Origin of the sequence: Listeria booriae (assembly GCF_000766865.1) — a bacterium.
In the GTDB taxonomy this organism is placed as follows: domain Bacteria; phylum Bacillota; class Bacilli; order Lactobacillales; family Listeriaceae; genus Listeria_A; species Listeria_A booriae.
On sequence record NZ_JNFA01000028.1, the window covers coordinates 89,187 to 111,904 of the forward strand.

The 22,718-nt window shown below is 42.3% G+C and carries 23 protein-coding genes; 22 read left to right on the plus strand and 1 reads right to left on the minus strand.

Annotated features, from left to right (window positions below):
* From pstB (EP57_RS13045) to phoU, 3 genes are read left to right on the plus strand one after another with little or no spacing between them, the layout of a single operon-like run.
* On the plus strand, positions 1-798 hold the full coding sequence (pstB, locus tag EP57_RS13045; protein WP_036087566.1) for a phosphate ABC transporter ATP-binding protein PstB: 798 nt from the start codon (positions 1-3) through the stop codon (positions 796-798).
* Positions 799-827: 29 nt separating this feature from the next.
* Complete coding sequence (pstB, locus tag EP57_RS13050) at positions 828-1,598, plus strand: phosphate ABC transporter ATP-binding protein PstB (protein ID WP_036087368.1); 771 nt, start codon at positions 828-830, stop codon at positions 1,596-1,598.
* A gap of 12 nt (positions 1,599-1,610) precedes the next feature.
* Positions 1,611-2,270 (plus strand): phosphate signaling complex protein PhoU, encoded by a 660-nt coding sequence (phoU, locus tag EP57_RS13055; protein WP_036087370.1) that lies wholly within the window; start codon positions 1,611-1,613, stop codon positions 2,268-2,270.
* 49 nt (positions 2,271-2,319) lie between these two features.
* Here the strand turns inward: phoU and EP57_RS13060 are convergent, their stop codons facing one another.
* Positions 2,320-2,715, minus strand: a complete 396-nt coding sequence (locus tag EP57_RS13060; RefSeq protein WP_036087371.1) for a helix-turn-helix domain-containing protein — start codon at positions 2,713-2,715, stop codon at positions 2,320-2,322.
* A gap of 243 nt (positions 2,716-2,958) precedes the next feature.
* Between EP57_RS13060 and EP57_RS13065 the strand changes: the two genes are divergently transcribed.
* The 19 genes from EP57_RS13065 (at position 2,959) to EP57_RS13150 (ending at position 22,689) form a co-directional block, all read left to right on the plus strand.
* Positions 2,959-3,264 carry an ArsR/SmtB family transcription factor gene (locus EP57_RS13065; RefSeq protein ID WP_036087372.1) on the plus strand — a complete coding sequence of 102 codons (306 nt, stop codon included), beginning with the start codon at positions 2,959-2,961 and terminating at the stop codon, positions 3,262-3,264.
* A gap of 21 nt (positions 3,265-3,285) precedes the next feature.
* Positions 3,286-5,379, plus strand: a complete 2,094-nt coding sequence (locus tag EP57_RS13070) for a heavy metal translocating P-type ATPase (protein WP_036087373.1) — start codon at positions 3,286-3,288, stop codon at positions 5,377-5,379.
* A 130-nt stretch (positions 5,380-5,509) separates the two neighbouring features.
* Positions 5,510-5,890, plus strand: a complete 381-nt coding sequence (locus EP57_RS13075) for a hypothetical protein (protein ID WP_036087375.1) — start codon at positions 5,510-5,512, stop codon at positions 5,888-5,890.
* A 16-nt stretch (positions 5,891-5,906) separates the two neighbouring features.
* Positions 5,907-6,557 (plus strand): HD domain-containing protein, encoded by a 651-nt coding sequence (locus tag EP57_RS13080; RefSeq protein WP_036087377.1) that lies wholly within the window; start codon positions 5,907-5,909, stop codon positions 6,555-6,557.
* Positions 6,558-6,575: 18 nt separating this feature from the next.
* Positions 6,576-6,818: a CsbA family protein gene (locus EP57_RS16715; protein WP_077916868.1), complete on the plus strand. Its 243-nt coding sequence runs from the start codon at positions 6,576-6,578 to the stop codon at positions 6,816-6,818.
* 318 nt (positions 6,819-7,136) lie between these two features.
* Complete coding sequence (gene uvrB / locus EP57_RS13085; RefSeq protein ID WP_036087379.1) at positions 7,137-9,113, plus strand: excinuclease ABC subunit UvrB; 1,977 nt, start codon at positions 7,137-7,139, stop codon at positions 9,111-9,113.
* Between the two features lie 6 nt (positions 9,114-9,119).
* The gene (uvrA, locus tag EP57_RS13090; protein WP_036087381.1) at positions 9,120-11,987 is read left to right on the plus strand and encodes an excinuclease ABC subunit UvrA; all 2,868 of its coding nucleotides are present in this window, start codon (positions 9,120-9,122) and stop codon (positions 11,985-11,987) included.
* Between the two features lie 193 nt (positions 11,988-12,180).
* On the plus strand, positions 12,181-13,404 hold the full coding sequence (locus EP57_RS13095) for a DUF4097 family beta strand repeat-containing protein (protein ID WP_036087384.1): 1,224 nt from the start codon (positions 12,181-12,183) through the stop codon (positions 13,402-13,404).
* 80 nt (positions 13,405-13,484) lie between these two features.
* Positions 13,485-14,756: a PspC domain-containing protein gene (locus EP57_RS13100; RefSeq protein ID WP_036087386.1), complete on the plus strand. Its 1,272-nt coding sequence runs from the start codon at positions 13,485-13,487 to the stop codon at positions 14,754-14,756.
* 11 nt (positions 14,757-14,767) lie between these two features.
* The gene (locus EP57_RS13105; RefSeq protein WP_036087387.1) at positions 14,768-14,956 is read left to right on the plus strand and encodes a PspC domain-containing protein; all 189 of its coding nucleotides are present in this window, start codon (positions 14,768-14,770) and stop codon (positions 14,954-14,956) included.
* Between the two features lie 9 nt (positions 14,957-14,965).
* Complete coding sequence (locus tag EP57_RS13110) at positions 14,966-15,319, plus strand: phage holin family protein (RefSeq protein ID WP_036087388.1); 354 nt, start codon at positions 14,966-14,968, stop codon at positions 15,317-15,319.
* Positions 15,320-15,513: 194 nt separating this feature from the next.
* On the plus strand, positions 15,514-16,452 hold the full coding sequence (gene hprK / locus EP57_RS13115) for an HPr(Ser) kinase/phosphatase (protein WP_036087389.1): 939 nt from the start codon (positions 15,514-15,516) through the stop codon (positions 16,450-16,452).
* Positions 16,453-16,491: 39 nt separating this feature from the next.
* Complete coding sequence (gene lgt, locus EP57_RS13120; protein WP_036087390.1) at positions 16,492-17,325, plus strand: prolipoprotein diacylglyceryl transferase; 834 nt, start codon at positions 16,492-16,494, stop codon at positions 17,323-17,325.
* Between the two features lie 24 nt (positions 17,326-17,349).
* Complete coding sequence (gene ppaX / locus EP57_RS13125; protein ID WP_036087391.1) at positions 17,350-18,000, plus strand: pyrophosphatase PpaX; 651 nt, start codon at positions 17,350-17,352, stop codon at positions 17,998-18,000.
* The gene (locus EP57_RS13130; RefSeq protein WP_036087393.1) at positions 18,000-18,485 is read left to right on the plus strand and encodes an acyltransferase; all 486 of its coding nucleotides are present in this window, start codon (positions 18,000-18,002) and stop codon (positions 18,483-18,485) included. The genes ppaX and EP57_RS13130 overlap by 1 nt, the downstream gene beginning before the upstream one ends.
* Positions 18,486-18,595: 110 nt before the next feature.
* Entirely contained in the window at positions 18,596-20,080 is a 1,485-nt protein-coding gene (locus tag EP57_RS13135; protein WP_159106435.1) for a tetratricopeptide repeat protein, read from the plus strand.
* Positions 20,081-20,139: 59 nt separating this feature from the next.
* Positions 20,140-21,096 carry a thioredoxin-disulfide reductase gene (trxB, locus tag EP57_RS13140; protein ID WP_036087394.1) on the plus strand — a complete coding sequence of 319 codons (957 nt, stop codon included), beginning with the start codon at positions 20,140-20,142 and terminating at the stop codon, positions 21,094-21,096.
* A 164-nt stretch (positions 21,097-21,260) separates the two neighbouring features.
* On the plus strand, positions 21,261-22,457 hold the full coding sequence (locus EP57_RS13145; protein WP_036087395.1) for an MFS transporter: 1,197 nt from the start codon (positions 21,261-21,263) through the stop codon (positions 22,455-22,457).
* A gap of 46 nt (positions 22,458-22,503) precedes the next feature.
* Entirely contained in the window at positions 22,504-22,689 is a 186-nt protein-coding gene (locus tag EP57_RS13150) for a hypothetical protein (RefSeq protein WP_036087397.1), read from the plus strand.
* Positions 22,690-22,718: the final 29 nt, after the last annotated feature.

Here is a 22,718-nt window from a genome sequence, read left to right on the forward strand (position 1 = left end):
ATGTCATTTGCGATTAACGAACCGAAAGAAATCGTAATGACTGGCGCGCCCGCAATGGCAACAAACGATTTGCATGTATATTATGGAGACAATCACGCCATTCAAGGTGTGAACTTAGAATTCCACGAAAACCAAGTAACTGCCCTAATCGGCCCATCCGGATGCGGAAAATCAACGTATCTTCGCGCATTGAACCGCATGAACGACGAAATCGATGGCTGCCGCATGGAAGGTGAAATTTTATATAACGGCATCAATATTAACCGCAAAGAAGTGGACCTGTATAACGTCCGCAAAGAAATCGGCATGGTGTTTCAAAAGCCAAACCCGTTCACGAAATCAATTTTTGAAAATATCGCTTTTAGCTTGAAACGTCATGGCATGAAAAATAAGGCCGAGCTAGCTGAACGCGTAGAACAAAGCTTACGCAGCGCAGCACTTTGGGATGAAGTAAAAGACGATTTAGGCAAAAGCGCGCTATCCTTATCTGGCGGTCAACAACAACGCCTCTGTATCGCCCGTGCCATCGCGATGCAACCAGAAGTATTGCTTCTAGATGAACCAGCTTCGGCTTTGGACCCGATTTCCACAAGTAAAATTGAAGATTTAATTCATGAACTCAAGAAGAAATATACAATCATCATTGTCACGCACAACATGCAACAAGCCGCTCGTGTCTCTGATTACACTGCATTTTTCTATCTTGGAAAAGTCGTGGAAGTTACGGATACATCGACATTGTTCACGAATCCATCCAACAAACAAACGCAAGATTATATTTCAGGTAATTTTGGTTAATTAAATTATCGAATGAAGGAGGCGCCCCAATGCCAGCAACCGCAACCGAATACGTCATCGAAACAAAAGACGTAGACCTATTCTACGGTCAAAAACAAGCATTAAATAAGATAACCCTCAACTTCAAAAAAAATCGCGTCACAGCGCTTATAGGCCCGTCTGGATGCGGAAAATCAACATTCCTTCGCACTTTGAACCGCATGAACGACCTGATTCCAAATGTAACAATTAAGGGCGAAATCAATGTTGCCGATGAAAACATCCAAAGCTCTAAAATCGACACAGTAAACCTACGCAAAAAAGTCGGCATGGTGTTTCAACAACCAAACCCGTTTCCTTTTTCGATTTACGATAATGTCGCGTATGGCCCGAGAACGCACGGCGTGAAAAGCAAGAAGCAATTAGATGAAATCGTCGAACGCAGCTTGCGCCAAGCCGCACTTTGGGATGAAGTACATGATCGTCTGCATAAATCAGCGCTCGGCATGTCCGGAGGCCAACAACAGCGCCTTTGTATTGCTCGTGTTTTAGCAGTTCAGCCAGAAGTCATTTTAATGGATGAACCGACGTCTGCTTTAGACCCGATTTCCACAGCAAAGATGGAAAATCTGATTTTGGAACTAAAAAAAGACTACACAATCGTTATCGTCACGCATAACATGCAACAAGCGTCACGTATTTCCGATGAAACAGCCTTTTTCTTAAACGGTGAAATCATTGAATTTGCCGATACAACAACCATTTTTACAAATCCAGGACAACAAAAAACGCAAGATTATATTTCAGGACGATTTGGATAAGGAGCGAAGCATATGCCAGTTAGAAAAATTTTTACAGAACAATTAGATGAGTTACATCAACACTTATTGGAAATGGGAATGTTGGTCAATGAGGCGATTTACAAAGCAGTGAAGTCGCTTGTAAACCGTGATCAAGAACTAGCAGAGAACGTCATTGCGGGCGACCGTTCCATTAATAATATGGAATTAGCCTTAGAACAGCGCTCATTCGAACTCATTGCCTTGCAACAACCAGTGGGCATTGATCTTCGCAAAATCGTGACCGTTCTTAAAGCAAGCTCTGACTTGGAGCGAATCGGTGACCACGCGGTGAGTATCGCTAAAACAACGATTTTAGTAGGCCGTAGCAAAGTCGTGAAACCAATTCCCGAAATTCAAGAAATGGGCGACATCGTTAAAATTATGGTTCATGATGTTTTGAAGGCCTATTTGGCAGAAGATGAAGAAGCTGCGCGTGAAATTGCTTCTCGTGATACGCAAGTCGACAAACTACAGCGCGTTATTTATACAAAATGTATCCATTTCATGCAAGAAGATCCGGATCATTTAGAAGAAATTTCGTATTTATTGCTAGTTGCGCAATACTTAGAACGAATTGGCGACTATGTAACGAATGTCTGTGAATGGATTGTTTACTTGAAGAGTGGCGAAATTGAAGAATTGAATAACTAAATATAATAAGGCGTTACATCAACTGAAAATGCTGATATAACGCCTTATTTTAATTATTCATTTTTTTCGCTTGTTTCAATGTGAATTCGAGTGAGTCGATGATATACTCTGTTGTTTCTTCTTGTAAATACTCACCGTTTAAATGTTGGTGCTCTTCGTAGCGTAAGTCTTCCGCTATTTTTTCAAGTCGTTTCGCAATGTCATTTTTCTCTTTCGTTGTAACGGGTTTATAAGAGGGTTCGCTATTTTGACCAATTAAATAGTCTACAGATACATCGAACAATGTCGCAATATGGCGAACGGTATCCAAATCAGGCTCCCTGATACCATATTCCCAGTTGCCGTATGTAGAAGGTGCTTTTAGTCCAAGCCGTCTTGCTGTCTCAGCTTTTGACCAGCCTTGCTTCTCCCTTAAAATAGTCAAACGTTTGCTTAAATCTGGCATGTTATCACTCCTTTGTGTAAATTATATCATGATTTTGCTCAGAGGGCTCATTTTTTACATAAATACAGTAATTTTATATATAATGGGACTTAGTAAGGATGGGACTTGCAATTTGGATGGAAATATATTAATATATGTGTATATAAACATATATTAATAATAAGCGTCAAATATTTGCTTTGTTCTCATTTTTGGTATATTATATGCGTATATGAACATATATAAGAATTGGAGTTGTTGAAGATGGAACAGAGCAAACAATTGTTAGGTGAAGAAACGTTATTTGGTGTCACTCAGATTTTTAAAGCATTGGCAGATCCAACGCGAGTTCAGATTTTGAACTTAGTGCAAGACCAAGAGTACTCCGTGAACGACATTGCGCGAACGCTCGGCTTTAACCAAACAACGGTTTCCCATCAATTACGCTTTTTAAAAAATTTACGGTTGGTGAAATCACGCCGCGAAGGGACAACGATTTACTACACGCAAGACGATAATCACGTGTTAGAGTTGTTGTCACAAGCGATTAGGCACGTGGAACACCAATAATGCGGAGAGGAAGGAATAGCAATGGCTGAGTTTAAATTAAGTGGCCTTTCCTGTGCACACTGCGCGCAAGAAATGGAAATGCAGATGAGGAAGTTAAAACACGGAGAAGACGCCAAAATCATGTATAACTCCGGAAAAATGGTTATTTCGGACAAAATGGCAATGGCGGACGTAGAAAAAATTCTACAACAAGAAGGTGTTGCAGCATCACCAATGGCTGGCGGACACGAAGATCACGACCACAATCATGATCATGGCGACACATCGCTAATCGTTCAAATCGCCATTTCCACCATACTCTTTTTTGTAGCGATGCTTACTGATAAATACTTGCCAACGTGGGGCACATTCAGTATTTATTTCGTAGCAGCAGCACTCAGCGGCTATCAAACCTTCTTTAAAGGACTTAAAAACCTGTTCCGTTTGAAATTCAATATCGACACATTGATGACCGTAGCGCTAGTCGGTGCCTTCATTATCGGGGACTGGGGTGAAGGAACGGTCGTGGCCATACTTTTCGGTGTGAATGAATACTTAGAAGGCTTCGGCATGCGTCAAGCCCGCAAATCGATGGCTGCACTTTTGAAAGTCGTACCGAAAACTGCGAACCTTTTAAAAGACGGCGTAACGAGTGAAGTGCCAATCGATCAATTACGTTTAGGCGACACCGTTTTAATTCGAGCAGGAGACAAGGTTCCATCAGACGCAACAATCGTCGACGGACGCAGTTCAGTAAATGAAGCAGCAATCACAGGTGAATCGATGCCTGTTGAAAAACAAGTTGGCGATGCCTTATTCGGTGGTTCTGTAAACAATGAGGGTACACTAAAAGCTGAAATCACCGCCATATACGCCGATTCTTCCTTAGCTAAAATTTTGCATCTTGTAGAAGAAGCGCAGGAAACGAAAACACCAACGGAACTATTTATTGATAAATTCGCGAGATACTACACACCGATCATCATGTTATTCGCCGTATTAGTAACCATCGTTCCACCGTTATTATTTGGAGGCGCTTGGAGCCACTGGGTTTACGAAGGGTTAGCCGTACTTATCATCGGTTGCCCATGCGCGCTCATTTTATCATCACCAGTCGCCATCGTTTCAGGAATTACCCGCAGCGCCAAAAACGGTGTCCTCATCAAAGGCGGCGTCTTCCTAGAACAACTCGCTAAAACAAAACAAATCGCGTTCGACAAAACTGGTACATTAACAGAAGGAAAACCAGTCGTAGCAAAAGAAATCACATACGACGACGCAAACTTCTTCCAAATTTCCGGCATGATGGAACAAAGCTCTAGCCACCCAATCGCAAAAGCCATCATGGACCACATCGGCGACACAAAACTCGCTGAAATGGAGCAGTTAACAACAGTTGGCGGCAAAGGATTAGGCGGTACTTTTGAAGGCAAGCAATATTTCTTAGGAAATGAGCAACAAATTCCCGAGGCAAGCTGGACAGAACAAGCGCGCGCAGACGTGGCCCAACTAAAACAAGATGGCTACACCGTCGTTATTACTGCTTCTGAAAACACGATTCTCGGCATGTTCGGAATCCAAGACGCCTTGCGCAAAGAAAGCAAGCAGCTCGTGCAACAACTCCACCACGAAGGCATCACCAACATCATCATGCTCACTGGAGACCACGAGAAGACCGCCGAAAAAGTAGCCAAAGAAATCGGCATTGACAACTACTACGCAGGCTTGCTGCCAGAAGATAAATTAACCAAAATCCAACAACTCCACGACCAAAACGGCAACATCGCAATGGTCGGAGATGGCATCAACGACTCCCCGGCCTTAGCAACCGCAGATCTCGGCATCGCGATGGGCAAAGGAACCGACAGCGCCATCGAAGTAGCAGACATCGTTCTCATGCAAGACCATCTAGGCAAACTACCACTCACAGTCAAAATCGCAAAAAAAGTTCGCTTCGTCGTAGGCTTCAATATCGCCTTCGCTCTAGGACTCAAAATCTTGGCATTACTACTAGCCCTAACCGGCTACCTAACACTCTGGATGGCAATCATGGCAGACATGGGCGCAACAATCATCGTCACCATTTTCGGACTCTCCATCCTCTTCCGAACCAAAGCAGAAAAAGAACTTCAATAAGCAACGCAAAAACAAGGATAGCACCACCTCCTTGTTTTTTGCTATCTATCATTGATAAAGTGCTATATGTTGCTATCACTAGCCATCCTCGTTATACTAGAAAAAAAGAAAACCATTTGGGGGCAAAGCAATGAAGCAATTATCTAGTGGCAAAAAAATCATCGTTATATTAGGCATTATCGCATTAATAGCGATCTCTATTTCAACAATATGGCTAAACGATAATTTGACAGCAGTCATTACCATATCCGTTATCCAATTTATTTTAATCCAAGCCGTTTGCTACGTTGGCATTTACTCCGAGATGAAAGTTGGCAGTGCACGGGGACATAAGCTATTCACATGGGGCATCGTTACCACACTGATTTTTATGGGCCTTATTTATATTTTTGCAGCAGACAATTTCAGACAATATTCCGCGGCGATTATTGCTTTATTAGGCTTTAGTTCCGCGCTAATTATGCGTGAAGTCGAAAATACGCATCCCGACAATAAAAAACAAGAACAATAAGAGGAGTGAAAACAAAATGGGAATCCATCAATATTTTCGTAGTTTATCCGATTTAGAAAACATTTACCGCTGCCCAGGAAAGTTCAAATACCAAGAACATTCCGTAGCGGAGCATTCTTTCAAAGTCACACAAGTCGCCCAATTTCTAGGTAATGTCGAAGAACAAGCAGGCCAAGAAGTCAACTGGCGCGCACTCTATGAAAAAGCACTCAATCATGACTACCCAGAACTATTCATCGGCGACATCAAAACACCCGTGAAATACGCCACACCCGAGCTTCGCGAAATGCTTTCCGAAGTAGAAGAAACGATGACCCGCAACTTCATTGACAACGAAATCCCAGAAGAATTCCAAGCGATTTACCACGTCCTACTAAAAGAAGGCAAAGACGACACACTAGAAGGCCGCATCCTAGCCGTAGCAGACAAAGTAGATTTACTCTACGAATCCTTCGGCGAAATCCAAAAAGGCAACCCAGAACCAACCTTCATCAAAATTTACAGCGAGGCACTAGAAACAATTTATGAGTTCCGCGAAATGGCCTGCGTCAAATACCTCATCCGTGAAATCTTGCCTGATCTACTGGCCGAAAAAGGCATTGAGAAAACCGAATTACCATCCTTAACAAACAAAATCCAAGCACGCGTCTTAACAAGCGATAACTAAGAAAAGGAGAGCGAGCCCATGTGGGACCAACTAATTTCCGCGTTACTATTTCCAGGACTACTAGTCATCATCCTATCTCGAATTAGCTACAACCGCTTCGTTGGCCTAGCTCTCACAATCATCTTAATCGCCGTCTCCGCCCGTCTAGGATTCACCAACACCTGGTACCTCATCATCCTAGACGCTATCTCCATGACCGTCGGCTTCATCCTAGCCACCCACATGCTAACCCGCCTCCGCCAATCCGGAAGAGAATGGTGAAAAATGGGAGAGCAATCTCGTTCATTAAATGAACCAAACATTGTTTGCTATTGATACAAAAACGTAGCCAACAAACTTTTGAGCGACGAGAAGCATTCAGATGCAAGGCGGAAGCGAGCACCGAAGCGGAGTGTACTCCCGTACATGAGCATCGGAGCACAGCTTCCAACGCCGCAGATGAATGCTTCTCGTCGCTCAAACCGAAAATATGTTCGCTTTTTGCTGTATCTTTACAACTAATTATGGTAAAATAAATACAAGTAATGAGTCTGGGGATTACCTAGGCTCACTTTCGTCTTTGCAAAAGGAGGAGAAAAGGTGAAGGATACATTTCAACTAGTTTCGAAGTATAAACCACAAGGAGATCAACCAAAAGCAATTGAGAAGTTGGTCGCAGGGTTAAATAGTGGTATCAAGCATCAGACCTTACTTGGAGCCACTGGGACAGGTAAAACATTCACGGTGTCCAACGTAATTCAAGAAGTAAATAGACCGACGCTTGTCATTGCGCATAACAAGACATTAGCGGGGCAATTATATAGTGAGTTTAAGGAATTTTTTCCGGATAATGCTGTAGAGTACTTTGTCAGTTACTACGATTATTATCAACCAGAGGCCTATGTGCCACAAACAGATACATTTATTGAGAAAGATTCTAGCGTCAATGATGAAATCGATAAACTTCGACATTCAGCAACTGCTTCTTTATTTGAGCGACGCGATGTTATCATTATCGCCAGTGTTTCCTGTATTTATGGTTTGGGTTCTCCAGAAGAATACGGCGCAATGCTTGTTTCTTTACGACCTGGCATGGAAATTAGTCGCGACCAGTTACTGCGTGATTTAGTAGAAATTCAATATGATCGTAACGACATTGACTTTCAACGTGGGCGTTTCCGAGTGCGTGGGGACGTTGTTGAAATTTTCCCAGCTTCTCGTGATGAGCATTGTATGCGGATTGAGTTTTTCGGGGATGAGATTGAGCGGATTCGTGAAGTAGATGCGCTTACTGGTGAGATTATTGGCGAACGAGAACATGTCTCGATTTTCCCGGCTTCCCACTTTGTGACGCGTCCTGATATTATGAAGAAAGCTATTGTGAACATTAAAGCAGAACTGGAGGATCGTTTGAAAGTTTTGCGTGATGATAATAAATTGCTTGAGGCGCAGCGTTTAGAACAACGGACGAATTATGATATCGAAATGATGGAGGAAATGGGTTATTGCTCAGGAGTTGAGAACTATTCGCGTCATTTGGCGTTACGTGAGCCTGGTTCGACGCCGTATACATTGCTTGACTTTTTCCCGGATGATTTCCAAATTGTCATTGATGAGTCCCATGTAACGATGCCGCAGATTCGTGGTATGTATAACGGTGACCAAGCGCGTAAACAAATGCTGGTTGATCATGGTTTTCGTTTGCCATCTGCTTTGGATAACCGTCCATTGCGATTGGAAGAATTCGAGAAGCATGTGAATCAAATTATGTATATTTCTGCAACGCCAGGACCTTATGAGTTGGAGCATAATCCAGATGTTATTCAGCAAATTATTCGTCCAACTGGCTTGTTAGATCCGATTATTGATGTGCGTCCGATTGAAGGACAGATTGATGACTTAATCGATGAGATTAATGACCGAATTAAGAAGAACGAACGTGTCTTAGTAACGACGCTTACGAAGAAAATGTCCGAAGATTTAACGGATTATTTGAAGGAATCTGGGATTAAGGTGCAGTATTTGCACTCTGAAATTAAGACATTAGAACGGATTGAGATTATTCGTGACTTGCGACTTGGCGTATACGACGTACTTGTCGGTATTAACTTGCTGCGTGAAGGGATTGATATTCCGGAAGTGTCGCTTGTTGCGATTCTTGATGCGGATAAAGAAGGATTTTTGCGTTCCGAGCGTTCGCTTGTGCAAACCATTGGTCGGGCTGCGCGTAACCAAGAAGGCCGCGTTATTATGTATGCCGACAAGATGACCGATTCGATGAAATATGCGATTAGCGAAACTGCGCGTCGCCGTGAGATTCAAGAAGCCTATAATGAGAAACATGGCATCACGCCACAGACGATTATTAAAGATGTACGTGGCGTTATCGCTGCAACAACAGCCGCCGAACAACGCGAAGCAGACCATCTGAAAGACCTTAGCAAGATGAATAAGAAAGAGCGTGAAGCCTTCATTGAAGAATTAGAACACGAAATGAAAGACGCGGCGAAAGCACTTGATTTCGAACGTGCCGCACAACTTCGTGATACGTTACTCGAGCTAAAAGCGGAAGGATGATTGTAGTTGGAAAAAGATAAGATAGTAATACAAGGCGCTAGAGCCAATAATTTAAAAAATATAAACGTAGAAATTCCGCGGGATAAGCTTGTCGTTATGACAGGTTTATCTGGTTCGGGTAAATCATCACTTGCTTTTGATACGATTTACGCAGAAGGCCAACGCCGTTACGTGGAATCTTTGTCTTCTTACGCGCGTCAATTTTTAGGACAAATGGATAAGCCGGACGTTGATTTAATAGAAGGTTTATCACCAGCCATCTCGATTGACCAGAAAACGACGAGTCGTAACCCGCGTTCCACAGTTGGTACCGTTACGGAAATTCATGATTATTTGCGTTTAATGTATGCGCGTGTTGGTCATCCAATCTGTCCGAATCATGGCATCGAAATAACATCGCAGACTATTGAACAAATGGTAGATCGTGTGTTGGAGCTACCCGATAAGACACGCATCCAAATTCTAGCCCCAATCGTTTCCGGCAAAAAAGGTGCTCACAAAAAGACATTAGAAGGCATCAAAAAAGAAGGTTATGTACGCGTTCGTATTGACGGCGAAATGTATGATATTGGTGACGATATTGATTTGGAGAAGAATAAGAAGCATTCCATCGACATCGTTATTGACCGTATCGTTGTCAAAGAAGGTATTACATCTCGTCTGTTCGATTCGATTGAGTCTGCGTTGCGACTTGCAGATGGTTATGCGGTTGTGGACGTTATGGGTGAGAAAGAATTATTATTCAGCGAACATTATGCGTGTCCTTATTGCGGTTTCTCCGTAGGGGAATTAGAGCCAAGAATGTTCTCTTTTAACAGCCCATTCGGAGCATGTCCGACATGTGATGGTTTGGGAACGAAGCTTGAAGTGGATATTGATACAGTTATTCCAGATATGAGTTTAACACTTAACGAAGGCGCAATTGTTCCGTGGAAACCGATTAGTTCACAGTATTATCCGAAGATGTTGGCCTGTGCTTGTGCAGAGTTCCAGATTGATATGGATACACCGTTACAAGATTTGCCGAAAGAGCATTTAGATATTATTTTGCATGGCTCGAATGGTAAGGAATTTTATTTTGAGTATAAGAATGATTTCGGGATGACTCGCGAAACAAATATTCCGTTTGAGGGTATTATTCCAAATGTCGAGCGTCGTTACCGCGAAACAAGTTCTGATTTTACTAGAGAACAAATGGCGCAGTATATGACGGATTTGCCATGTCCTTCCTGTAAAGGCTACCGCTTAAAAGAAGAAGCACTTGCCGTCAAAATTAATAAAACGCATCTTGGCGAAGTCAGCAATTTCTCCATTATTGAAGCACTGAACTTCTTTGATGAAGTGACGTTGTCGGAGAAAGAGACGCAGATTGCGAAACCAATTTTAAAAGAGGTTCGGCAGCGTTTAGGATTCTTGAAGAACGTTGGATTGGATTATTTGACGCTTAGTCGTGCGGCTGGAACGCTTTCTGGTGGTGAGGCGCAGCGGATTCGATTGGCTACGCAGATTGGTTCACGTCTGACTGGTGTGCTTTACATTCTGGATGAGCCGTCGATTGGTTTGCATCAGCGGGATAATGATCGTCTTGTTCATACATTACAAAGCATGCGAGACATTGGTAATACGCTGATTGTCGTGGAGCATGATGAAGATACCATGCTTGCGGCGGATTATTTGATAGATATCGGTCCTGGTGCGGGTGAACACGGCGGTCAAGTCGTTGCGGCTGGGACACCAGAAGAAGTCCGCAATAACAAGAATTCCATTACAGGTGATTATTTGTCTGGGAAGAAATTCATTCCGATTCCATCTGAGCGTCGGAAAGGTAACGGTAATTCCTTAGAAGTCGTTGGAGCCAAGGCCAATAATCTCAGAAACGTCAGCGCGACATTCCCGCTTGGCACATTTACTTGTGTTACAGGGGTTTCCGGATCAGGAAAGAGTTCGCTAGTTAATGAAGTGTTGCGCAAAGCATTGTCGCGTCATTTAAACCGTGCACATGCAAAACCTGGTGAGCATAAAGAAATTAAAGGCATGGAGAATTTGGAGAAAATTATCGATATTGACCAGTCGCCAATCGGCCGCACACCTCGTTCGAATCCAGCAACTTATACAGGTGTTTTCGATGATATTCGCGATTTGTTCGCATCTACAAATGAAGCCAAAATCCGTGGCTACAAAAAAGGTCGCTTTAGCTTTAACGTGAAAGGCGGTCGTTGTGAGGCATGTAAAGGCGATGGCATTATCAAAATCGAGATGCATTTCCTGCCAGACGTGTATGTACCGTGCGAAATCTGTCATGGGAAACGCTACAATAGCGAAACGCTAGACATCCGCTTTAAAGGCAAAAACATCGCAGAAGTACTGAACATGACGGTAGAAGAGGGATTAGATTTCTTCAAGAACTTACCGCGTATTAGCCGGAAACTGCAAACGATTGTCGACGTTGGACTTGGCTATATTCGCCTAGGTCAGCCTGCGACAACATTATCCGGTGGGGAAGCCCAACGCGTGAAGCTAGCCTCTGAGTTGCACAAACGCAGTAACGGAAAATCGTTCTATATTTTAGACGAACCGACAACGGGTCTTCATGCGGATGATATCGCCAGACTTCTGAAAGTATTGCAACGCCTTGTAGATGAGAACGGCGATACGGTGCTAGTTATCGAGCATAATTTAGACGTAATCAAGCAAGCCGACCATATTATTGACTTGGGACCTGAAGGCGGAGACGGTGGCGGTCAAATCATCGCCAAAGGAACGCCAGAACAAGTCGCCAAGGTCAAGAAGTCCTACACAGGCAAATATTTAAAACCAATTTTGGAGCGAGATAAAGAAAGAATGAAAAGCAAAATTGCTAGTAAAGCAGAGTAATTAGAAAAAACTAGAGATTATAAATGGTCTCTAGTTTTTTCATGTCCAAAAGTCTAAACAAATAATCATACTCTGGTTGTATGACAGAAATCGTGTTGTCCTTCATAATAGAGTTATCAGTTAGAAAACATGAATTTGAAAATACTTAATTATTTCAGGGATATCGCTTTATTTCCACGAGGAGGAAAAAACAATGGAAAACGAACGTAAACGTATTTTAGAATTAGTAAAACAAGGTATTATTTCCACGGAAGAAGCCCTAACATTACTTGAAAATATTTCGAAAAAAGAAGGCAAGAGTGCTACGGCTGAGAACTTCCGCACATCGGAAGAAACAACGGTCGAAGAAGACGTGCAAGAGGAAACAACGTATGACTATTCGCAAGGTTGGAACACGAAAGAAAATCCTTACCGCGGCGGCTCAACTTACAAGAAACGCCCGGAGCCAAAGAAAGACAGCGATGCGAATCGTGAAAAAACGCAAGATACTGGACGCCAAATCATGGATGAGTTGTCACAAGCAGGCGAGAAGTTTGGTAAATTCTTAAACAGTGCTTTTGAGCAAGTGAAGGACATGCCGATTCCGTTTTTGACTTCTACGAAACTAGAACGCGATTTTGTATATCACGACACAACATTGTCTATCCTAGAGTTTGAGATTGCTAACGGTAACGTTGAATTCAAGCCATCTGATAACAATGACGTGAAAGTACATGCGAACATCAAGTTGTTCAAAGAATACCCAGAAGATGAAGCACTGCAAATCTTCTTTGACAAAACAACATTACGCGTGGACGAAGAAACATTGCGTTTCCAATCGCCATCGAAACAAGTGGTAACGAACTTGACGGTTTACTTGCCGGAGCGCGAATATGATTATGTATCAGTGAAAATTTTGAACGGTAACTTCCATGTGGAGAACTTGACAGGACGCGATATGTTCGCCAAAACAACGAATGGTAACATCAGCGTGGGCACATTGAACACGACGCTTACAGAAGTCGAATCAATCAACGGCAATGTCCGCGTAAACAACGGAACAGTTCGTGATTTGTCACTAAAAACATTCCACGGTAACGTATCTGCAAAAGGTGCATTCGATTCAACCAACCTACAAACAAAAACAGGAAACATCTCATTCACATTAACAAACCACGATTCTAGTTTCCTAAAAACAAAAACAGGTGTTGGGAACATCGAAGTGTTAGTACCGAACGAATTAGGCGTTGACGGTAAACTACACACGAACCTTGGTAAAATCCAACTAGGAATCAGAGACGCAGACATACTTGACGAAACATCTGATTCTGTCAACAAAACAATTCTTTTTACAAAACTACCAAAAGCTAGTGAAGCCGTATTGAAAATTGAAGCAGAAGCAACGACAGGTAACGTCCGAGTTAAAGACGTAAAATAAAGAGGCATCGCGAATGTTGTGTCTACATGCAGCATTCGCGATTTCGCTACATATTTTGAAACTGAAAGGAAGGAATAACGATGGACAAAAAATTAAGGAGATCCAGATCAGACCGTAAAATTGGTGGGGTATTCGGCGGTTTGTCGGATTATCTAGGTATTGACGCAACCGTTTTACGTGTTATCTATGTTATCCTCATCATTATTTCTTGGAAAACGATGATCGGGGTTATTGCTTATATTATTGCCTTGTTTATCATACCTTCCGAGGATGCGAGTTACGATGATGTTATCGATCGCCATAATCAGAAAATGAAGGATAAATACGACCGCCACGAAAAACGGATGCAATCAAAAAGCGAACGTATTCAACAAGCACAAGCAATGCACACAGAACGCGCGAAAGAAATGCAACAACGCCACCGCGAACGCGCACAAGCAACACGTGAACGCCACCAAAATAACAACTGCAGAAAACCGCATAATCGACCAGTTCACCCATCACAAAAAACAGCTAGACCAAGACCAGTTCGTGAATTCGAATTTAACAATACAACTTTCCGTACAATGAGTTTAAAAGTAGCGACTGGTGATATCATCATCCGCACTTGGGATAAAGAAGACGTGAAAATGCGTGCAGTATTGGCTGTTCATAATAAAGCCCGCGCCATTCAACAACTGAGCGAAGAGAAACTATGGGACTACTTCTTCACACAAACGACGCTAGACATGTCTAATGACCGTTTTGTATTTGAATCGAAGAATGACGCCTTGAAAACAGACATCGTTCTAACGATTCCAAAACGTGCCTATGAGCAAGTGAAGATTCATTTATTAAACGGAACATTGAAATATGACGATATTACAGTAGACGACAGCACATTGAAAGTACGTCACGGCGATATTCGTTCTACAGGAACAGCAGGTAAATTCCTAGTTGCCAGCACGGATGACGGCGAGATTCTATTCAAGAGCGGCCATGTTGAAAACATCGAGCTACGTACAACAAAAGGCGATGTTTCTGTCACAGGTGATTTCCAAACAACCGTTGCCGTTGCAGAACAAGGCGATGTAGCCTACATTCTTCAAAACGACCAAGCGACAGCAGCCGATTTGAAAGCACCGCACGGCGACATCCGTATTCAAGTTCCAGCAACATGGAAAGTAGACGGAACACTAGGCACGAAACGTGAAAAAATCTATTTCGATCTAAAAAATGCGAAAGTATGGGATGAATCTAATAAGTCGCTCGTATTTACGCAAAATCCAGAAGAAATGAGCGTTGCTACTTTGCAAGCCGCAGTAGAAAACGGAATAATAAAAATTACAGAACTAGAAGAAAATCAAAATTAGGAGGAACTAACATGAGAAAATTAACGAAATCATCCAATAAGATGCTAGCAGGTGTTTGTAGTGGTATTGCTGAATACTTCGGCTGGGACGCAACTTGGGTTCGTATCGCATACGCAGCATTGACATTGTTTTTCGGAACAGGTATCATTCTATACATCATATTAGCAATTGTTATGCCGGCTAATACAAGTTGGGAGTGATTTTAGTCCATGCGTTGGATAATAGGTGTTTTAATTAATGCAGTGCTTTTTGTAGCCTTATCGGGATTCTTTACTAGTTTCCACGTTGACGGTTTTACAGGAGCGATTATAGCAAGTTTTGTACTGGCGATTTTGAATATGTTGGTAAGACCGATTTTATTCATTTTGACATTGCCGATTAACTTTCTTACTTTAGGATTATTTACTTTCGTGTTGAATGCGTTGATGCTTGAGCTCACGTCATTCTTCTTAGAAAGCTACATTCAAATTGATGGTTTCGGCACAGCGCTACTTATCGCGTTACTGATGTCGCTTGCTAACATGGTCATCAATTCTGTATTGTGGAACAAAGATCCGAATTGATAAAAGAAGCCTTGACATCTTAGGTCTTGCCACTGCGAGCCCTTGGATTTCGGGGCTTTTTTTCTTGGACTTAAAAATAGCTAGCCTTAAAAATTAGAAAGTGCTAAAATGAAAGAGAGATTTCAGAAAAAGGATTAGCGGGATGGGCTGGTTTATTGAAGTTTGGAGCCTGTTGTCGTAATGGAGGTACTTTCATGACAAAGTCGGTAACGGTCAAAGATTTAAAGGAACGTCTTAATTTGGAATTGATTTGCGGTGAAGAGGGATTGGAACGCCCAATCTCAACAAGTGATTTGTCACGTCCAGGGCTAGAATTGACTGGCTTCTTTTCTTATTATCCAGAAGATCGTGTGCAACTTTTTGGGATGACAGAGATTTCGTTTTCAGAAGGGATGTCGAGCGATGAGTGTTTGAAGCGGTTCCGTCAAATGTGTACGGACCGGACGCCAGCATTTGTTGTATCGCGTCATTTGGAAGCGCCGAAAGAATTGATACAGGCAGCAACAGAAGCGAAAATACCGGTTTTGCGTTCGAAGTTAAAGACGACGCGTTTATCGGTTTATGTGACGAACTATTTGGAAAGCCAGTTGGCACCTGTTATTTCGATGCACGGGGTTCTTGTTGATATTTACGGGCTTGGTGTGCTTATTATGGGATCGAGTGGTGTTGGTAAGAGTGAGACGGCGCTTGAGCTTGTGAAACGTGGGCATCGCCTTGTTGCGGATGATAACGTAGAGATTAGGCAAGAAGATGAATTAACGTTAATTGGGCAGTCTCCGGCGATTATTGAGCATTTGCTTGAGATTCGTGGACTTGGTATTATTAACGTGATGACATTGTTCGGCGCTGGGGCTGTGCGTTCTAGCAAGAAGCTAACCATTGTCGTGCATTTAGAGAATTGGGATCCAGACAAGCATTATGATCGCGTTGGATTGGATGAAGAGAAGATTCGTATTTTTGATATGGATGTGCCAAAAATTACGGTACCGGTTCGTCCAGGGCGAAATTTGGCGGTCATTATTGAAGTGGCAGCGATGAACTTCCGCTTGAAAAACATGGGCTATAATGCGGCAGAGCGTTTTACGCAAGATTTGAATAACCTTATTGGTCAAAATAGTAGTATGACAGATTGAGGCGGCTAACGTTTCGCTGTTTTAGAAAGTAGGGGCAAAATGGAATTGAATTTAGGGGCACTGGATCCAGTTGCCATCCAATTAGGCGGTATTTCAATACGTTGGTACGGAGTTATTATTGCAACGGCAGTCGTTGTTGCGTTGTTAATTGCGATGCAGGAGGCGAAGAAACGCAATGTGGATCGTGAATTATTAGTCGATTTACTGATTTGGGCGATTCCGATTGCGATTATTAGCGCGCGGATTTACTACGTGCTGTTTGAATGGAGTTATTATAAAGATCACCTAAACGAGATTATCAAAATTTGGCATGGCGGGATTGCGATTCATGGGGCTTTACTTGGCTCGGTGTTGACGGCGATTATCTTTGCGCGAATTAAGAAAGTATCGTTTTGGCAGTTGGCGGATATTGTGGCGCCGAGTTTGATTATTGCGCAGGCAATCGGGCGTTGGGGTAACTTTATGAACCAAGAGGCGCATGGTGGGCCTACGACGCGGGCATTTTTAGAGAGCTTGCATTTGCCGGACTTCATTGTGAATCAGATGTATATTGATGGTGTTTATTATCAGCCGACTTTCTTGTATGAGTCGCTTTGGAATGTGCTAGGCTTTATCGTATTACTTGTGTTGCGACGGACGCGGATTTTGCGTGGTGAGTTGTTCTTGTCGTACGTGATTTGGTATTCGATAGGTCGTTACTTTATTGAAGGTATGCGGACGGATAGTTTGATGTTAACGGATACGTTGCGTATGGCACAAATGATTTCGATTGTGTTGATTGTCATTGCGGGTGGCTTAATTGCGTACTTCCGCGTGAAAGGAAATCGACCTTATTATTTGGAGGACAAATACGGGATTTCAAGAAAGAAATAATGCGAATTTAGAGAGGACGGGAACATGACTAAGAAAATTACGACATTGTTGTTTGACTTAGACGGGACTTTGATAAATACGAATGAATTGATTATTGATACGTTTCAGCATACGTTGAAAGCTTATTTTCCAGATCGTACTTTTGCGCGGGAGGATATTTTACCGTTTATTGGGCCTTCGTTGATTGATACGTTTACGTCGCTTGACCCTGAGAAGGCGGAGGAAATGGTGGCGCATTATCGGGCGTTCAATAAGGAGCATCATGATGAGCTGATTTTGGAGTATGATGGCGTGTATGAGGCGATTCGAGCTCTGTATGAGGAAGATTACAAGCTGGCAATTGTTTCTACTAAAATGTATGACATGATCTTAAAAGGGCTACAAACGACTGGGCTAGACAAGTATTTCCAAGTGGTGATAGGGCTAGATCAAGTCGGTGCTCCAAAACCTGATCCGGAAGGGATTAATATGGCGTTGAAATTGCTTAATTCGACGGCGGATGAGGCGATTATGGTTGGTGATAATTATCATGATATCGAAGCGGCGCACAATGCACATGTGAAAAGTGCTGGTGTGGCGTGGGCGATTCGTGGTGCGGATTATTTACGTAACTACAATCCAACATATATTTTAGAATCGATGGGTGATTTATTGGACATCGTGAGGGAAGACTAATGCGGCAAACGGAGCGCTTTGAAGCTAAAGGTGGCGCGAACCCGCTATGGAAAGTTTACAAATCAGTTTCGTTTTTACGTACATTGAAAAATACGCTCGTCATTGAATTCGGGCGTGTTTTTCCTTTTATGGCTGGAAAGCGTTGGTTGTATCAGCACGGGCTTGGGATGAAGATTGGTGAGCAGACATCGATTGCTTATAAGGTGACGGTGGACCTTTTTTATCCGGAGAAAATTACGATTGGGCGCAATTCGGTGATTGGTTTTAATACGACGATTTTGACGCATGAGTATTTGATTAAGGAATATCGGATTGGGAATGTTGTGATTGGTGATGAGGTATTGATTGGCGCGAATGTTACAATTTTGCCTGGTGTTGTGATTGGGGACGGTGCCGTGATTGGTGCGGGAACGGTCGTGACGAAAGATGTGCCAGCGCGGTGTTTTGCACGTGGAAATCCGGTAGTAATTAGCGAAATAGAATAGAAATGATTTTGTAAGGGCTAACTTGTCTACAAAGTCATTTCTTTTTCGTTTTTACGGTGGATTTTGTGGTATACTCTTCTTACTGGATAAATGCGCGGAGGTTAATGAATTTGAAGAATAGTAAACAAGAAGGCAACAAGATTTACCCGTTTCGACCGAATGGTGAATTTTATTTTCAGCGTGGTATTGAGGCTTTTCGTAATCAGGAAATGCCGGAAGCACTGCGTTATTTGGAACGGGCAGCTTTTTTTGAGCCAGATGAGCCGGTGATTATGTGCCAGCTTGCGATTTGTTATACGGAATTAGGTCAATTTGATAAATCGAATCAGATTTTGCGTCGGGTGCTGGATGAGGCGGATGACATTCATTATTGCTATTATTTCATGGCGAATAATTATGCATACATGAAGGATTTCAAAAGTGCGTTGCAGCATGCAAATAAGTATTTGGCGGTCGTTGCTGAGGGCGAGTACGTGGAAGAAGCGAAGGATTTGATTCAGCTAATCATGGAAGAGGCACCGCTAGCAAGCTTTGGTGTGAGCGACATTTCGGACATGGAGAAGGACTTTTTTGCGTTCAAGGAGAATGTGGAGGAGCTTATTTCGGAGGACAAGTTGGCTGAGGCAAACCAATTTCTTGTGGCAAAAATTGAAACGGAGCCGACTTTTTGGCAAGCGTATGTGGAACTAGCGGGAATTCGGTTTAAAGAAGAGCGTTTTCCGGAAGGTTTAGCGATTTTGGAGGATTTATTGGATCGTGATCCTGGGAACTTGTTGGCGTTATGCGAATTGTATTTGTATGCGTACTATCAAGCGGAGTGGGAACAGGCGGACAAAATTTTCAAGGAAATTCGGAGTATCGAGCCGTTTATGTCTTTTCAGCGTGAGAAGTTAGCGCGGATTTGTGCGATGGCTGGGGATTATAAGCGTGCGGATCAGCTGTTTTTTAAAGTGAATCAGTTGGAGATTATGGATCGGTATGCGTATTATTATTATCGTGCGGAGACGGCTTATTTCTTGGAGCGGATGGATGAAGCGGAGGCTTTTTGGGAGCAGTTTCAGCAGATTGACGGGGAATCTTTGGCGTTTCCTTGGGATGCGCCTGAGTTGCTTGCCAATGATGAGTTTGCGGTGCTTGCAAAATTGAAAAGTCGCGATACGGCGAAGCATTTGTTAGGCGTTTATTTGATGACGATTTCGGATAAACAGCCGGCATTGATTATGTTTAATGATTATTTTGATATGACGGGCTGGGACTTTTTTGCGCATTTGATTTTCTCGGAGTTTGAATTTTTGCCGGATAGTTTGGATGCGGCGAATTGTAATGGGGTCGTTGCGATTCTGGGACGAATGGAAGAGCTTGGTTTTCCAGCGACGGTTGAGACGACGAAGCTTTATGTAGAGGCTTTTGATTTTATGCAACTGGCGATTGACCGGAAATATGATTTGCGCACGAAGAATTTGGATGGTTTGGCGGCTGCGATGCTGTATCGCCATAAGTTTGGGACGCAAAAGCAGATAGCAGGGCTGTTTGGCTTATCGGTTGCGACGTTGCGGAAGTTTTTACAAGAATTGGATGTTGTTTTGAGCAGATAGATGGACGGAAAACGGCTTTGGGTTTACCATTGTTTTAGGACGAGATAGGAGGAATAGCAGTGAGTGAAGAAAAGATTTATGATGTTATTATTATCGGTGCTGGACCTGCAGGAATGACTGCGGCGCTTTACACTTCTCGCGCTGATTTAGATACTTTAATGATTGAACGTGGTGTGCCTGGAGGTCAAATGGTGAACACGGCGGATATTGAGAATTATCCTGGTTTTGACAGTATTTTAGGCCCGGATTTGTCGGAAAAAATGTTTTCTGGCGCGAAACAATTCGGAGCAGAATACGCGTATGGTGATATTAAATCTGTCGAAAATGGCGAAGAATATAAAATCGTCGTTGCTGGTTCGAAGACGTACAAGGCTCGTTCGATTATCATTGCAACCGGCGCAGAGCATCGCAAGTTAGGCGTAGAAGGCGAAGATCCGTATAGCGGCCGTGGCGTTTCTTATTGTGCGGTATGTGACGGCGCATTCTTTAAAAATCGCGAATTAATCGTCGTAGGTGGCGGAGATTCAGCAGTAGAAGAAGGCGCGTATTTAACGCGTTATGCTAGCAAAGTAACTATCATTCACCGTCGCGACAAGCTTCGTGCCCAACAAATCTTGCAAGATCGTGCTTTTAAAAATGAGAAAATCGAATTCGTTTGGAACAGTACGGTAGAAGAGATTCTTGGCGATGACATGAAAGTGACTGGCGCGCGTTTAGTTTCAACAATTGATGGTTCCACATCAGAAATTAATGCGGACGGGGCATTCATTTACGTTGGCCTTGTACCACTTTCCGCGGCGTTTAAGGATCTTGGAATTTTGGACGCTGAAGGTTATGTGATTACGAATGAAGAAATGGAAACAACGATCCCAGGGATTTTTGCAGCAGGAGATGTTCGTGTGAAATCGCTTCGTCAAGTTGTTACGGCAACGGGAGACGGTGGTTTAGCAGGGCAAAATGCGCAGAAGTTTGTGGAAGAGTTGAAAGAGAAATTGGTTGAAGGATCGCAAATTTAATAAGATTGGCAGTCAGTGTGGTTTTGTCGCGCTGGCTGTTTTTTGTGGATTTATTTAATCGGTTATGGGATAATAAGTAAATACTAGGTTTTTCAAATGTATTTGTAGGAAGGGTATAATGATAATTAGGTTTTACTACTATCGAGATTACTAAAGGAGATAAAATGTTAAAAAATCAGAACTTTAAGTATTTATGGTTTGGACGATTGTCCAGTAATGCGGGAGACAGTATTTATTATATTGTATTATCATGGTATATTCTCCAAACTACCAATTCTTCATTTTGGGTAGGGATATTGAATTTTGCTATATTTATTCCTAACATCTTTTCATTTTTATTTGGGCACTTTATTGATTCGCATGATAATAAAAAAACGTTAATATTTTGTGAGCTAGGCCAATTGATTGCTATTTCGATATTGGCGTGTACTGTCTATTTTGAAGCTGCCAATCCATTACTTACTTGTATAATCGTGTTTTTTGCTGCTTTGTTTGGTATGAATACGTATACCATTCAAGATACGATGATGCCAAAAATTGTGCCTAAAAAAGATCTTACTAGAGCTCAGTCGTATATGTCATTTGCTTATAACGGAACAGAGTATTTTTTCAATGCAATAACAGGATTTTTAATTAATATTATGAGTACGTTTTCACTCTTGCTTGTTAATTGCATAACGTTTATCATTTCAATTGGTTCTTTTTCGCGCATAAAGACGGAAAAAGAGGCTGTCGCATCTCAAAAAGATAGTAGTTTTAAGGAGAATATTTTTAAAGGGTTCTCATTGATTCTAAAAGAGAGGGCGATACTGTGCATAGCAGTGGGTGGCAGCATTGCTAATTTCCTATTTGGTGGACTAAATGTGTATATCGTCTTGATTGCCGATGCGCAGGACAGTCCTGTTATATTGGGATTAATGACTGCTTCAATGGCGGTAGGGGCACTAATAGGATCTACTCTGGGGGCGACATTTATTTTAAAAGTATTACCACATGGAAAAGCGCTAGTTTTGTGTACGTTGCTTTTTGGTGTAGGAATCGTAATCTGTGCAACAGTGGTATCTTCAGTACTGGTAACAGTGGTTTTTGGAATAGCTAATATATTCCTAGGAGTTACACATGTTTTGCAAAAACCTTATTTTCAGGTGTTGTTGCCTAAAGAAGATTTAGGGAAAGTGTTTAGTGCGTTATTTAGTGTTAGCGTCGGAACACTTCCTATTGGAGCACTATTTTTTGGAGCTATTGCCGGGAATTTAAATGCTTTTTGGTTTTTAATCCTTTTCGGAGTTATTTACATAGCGATAGCATTACTTTATATGTTCAATAAAAAAGTATTTCATTTTGAGTTGAGTGAAGAGTAACTGGAATGAGTGTAAAAGTTAATGATATATCATCGGGGGTGTAACTATGAGGAAAATTGTTGATGATGCGTTTGTTATATTTGGCATGATGTTTTTGATTTGTATCGTGCTTTCGTATTTTGTTCCGGTAGGGAATATGCTTTATAACGGCAGGGCTTATTTGTTGGTGCTGTTCTTGGCCATTATTGTTGGAAGGTATGCTAGGTTTAGGATAAAAAGCAAGAGCAATTAAATACTTAAAAACTGTGTAAGTAGCGAATT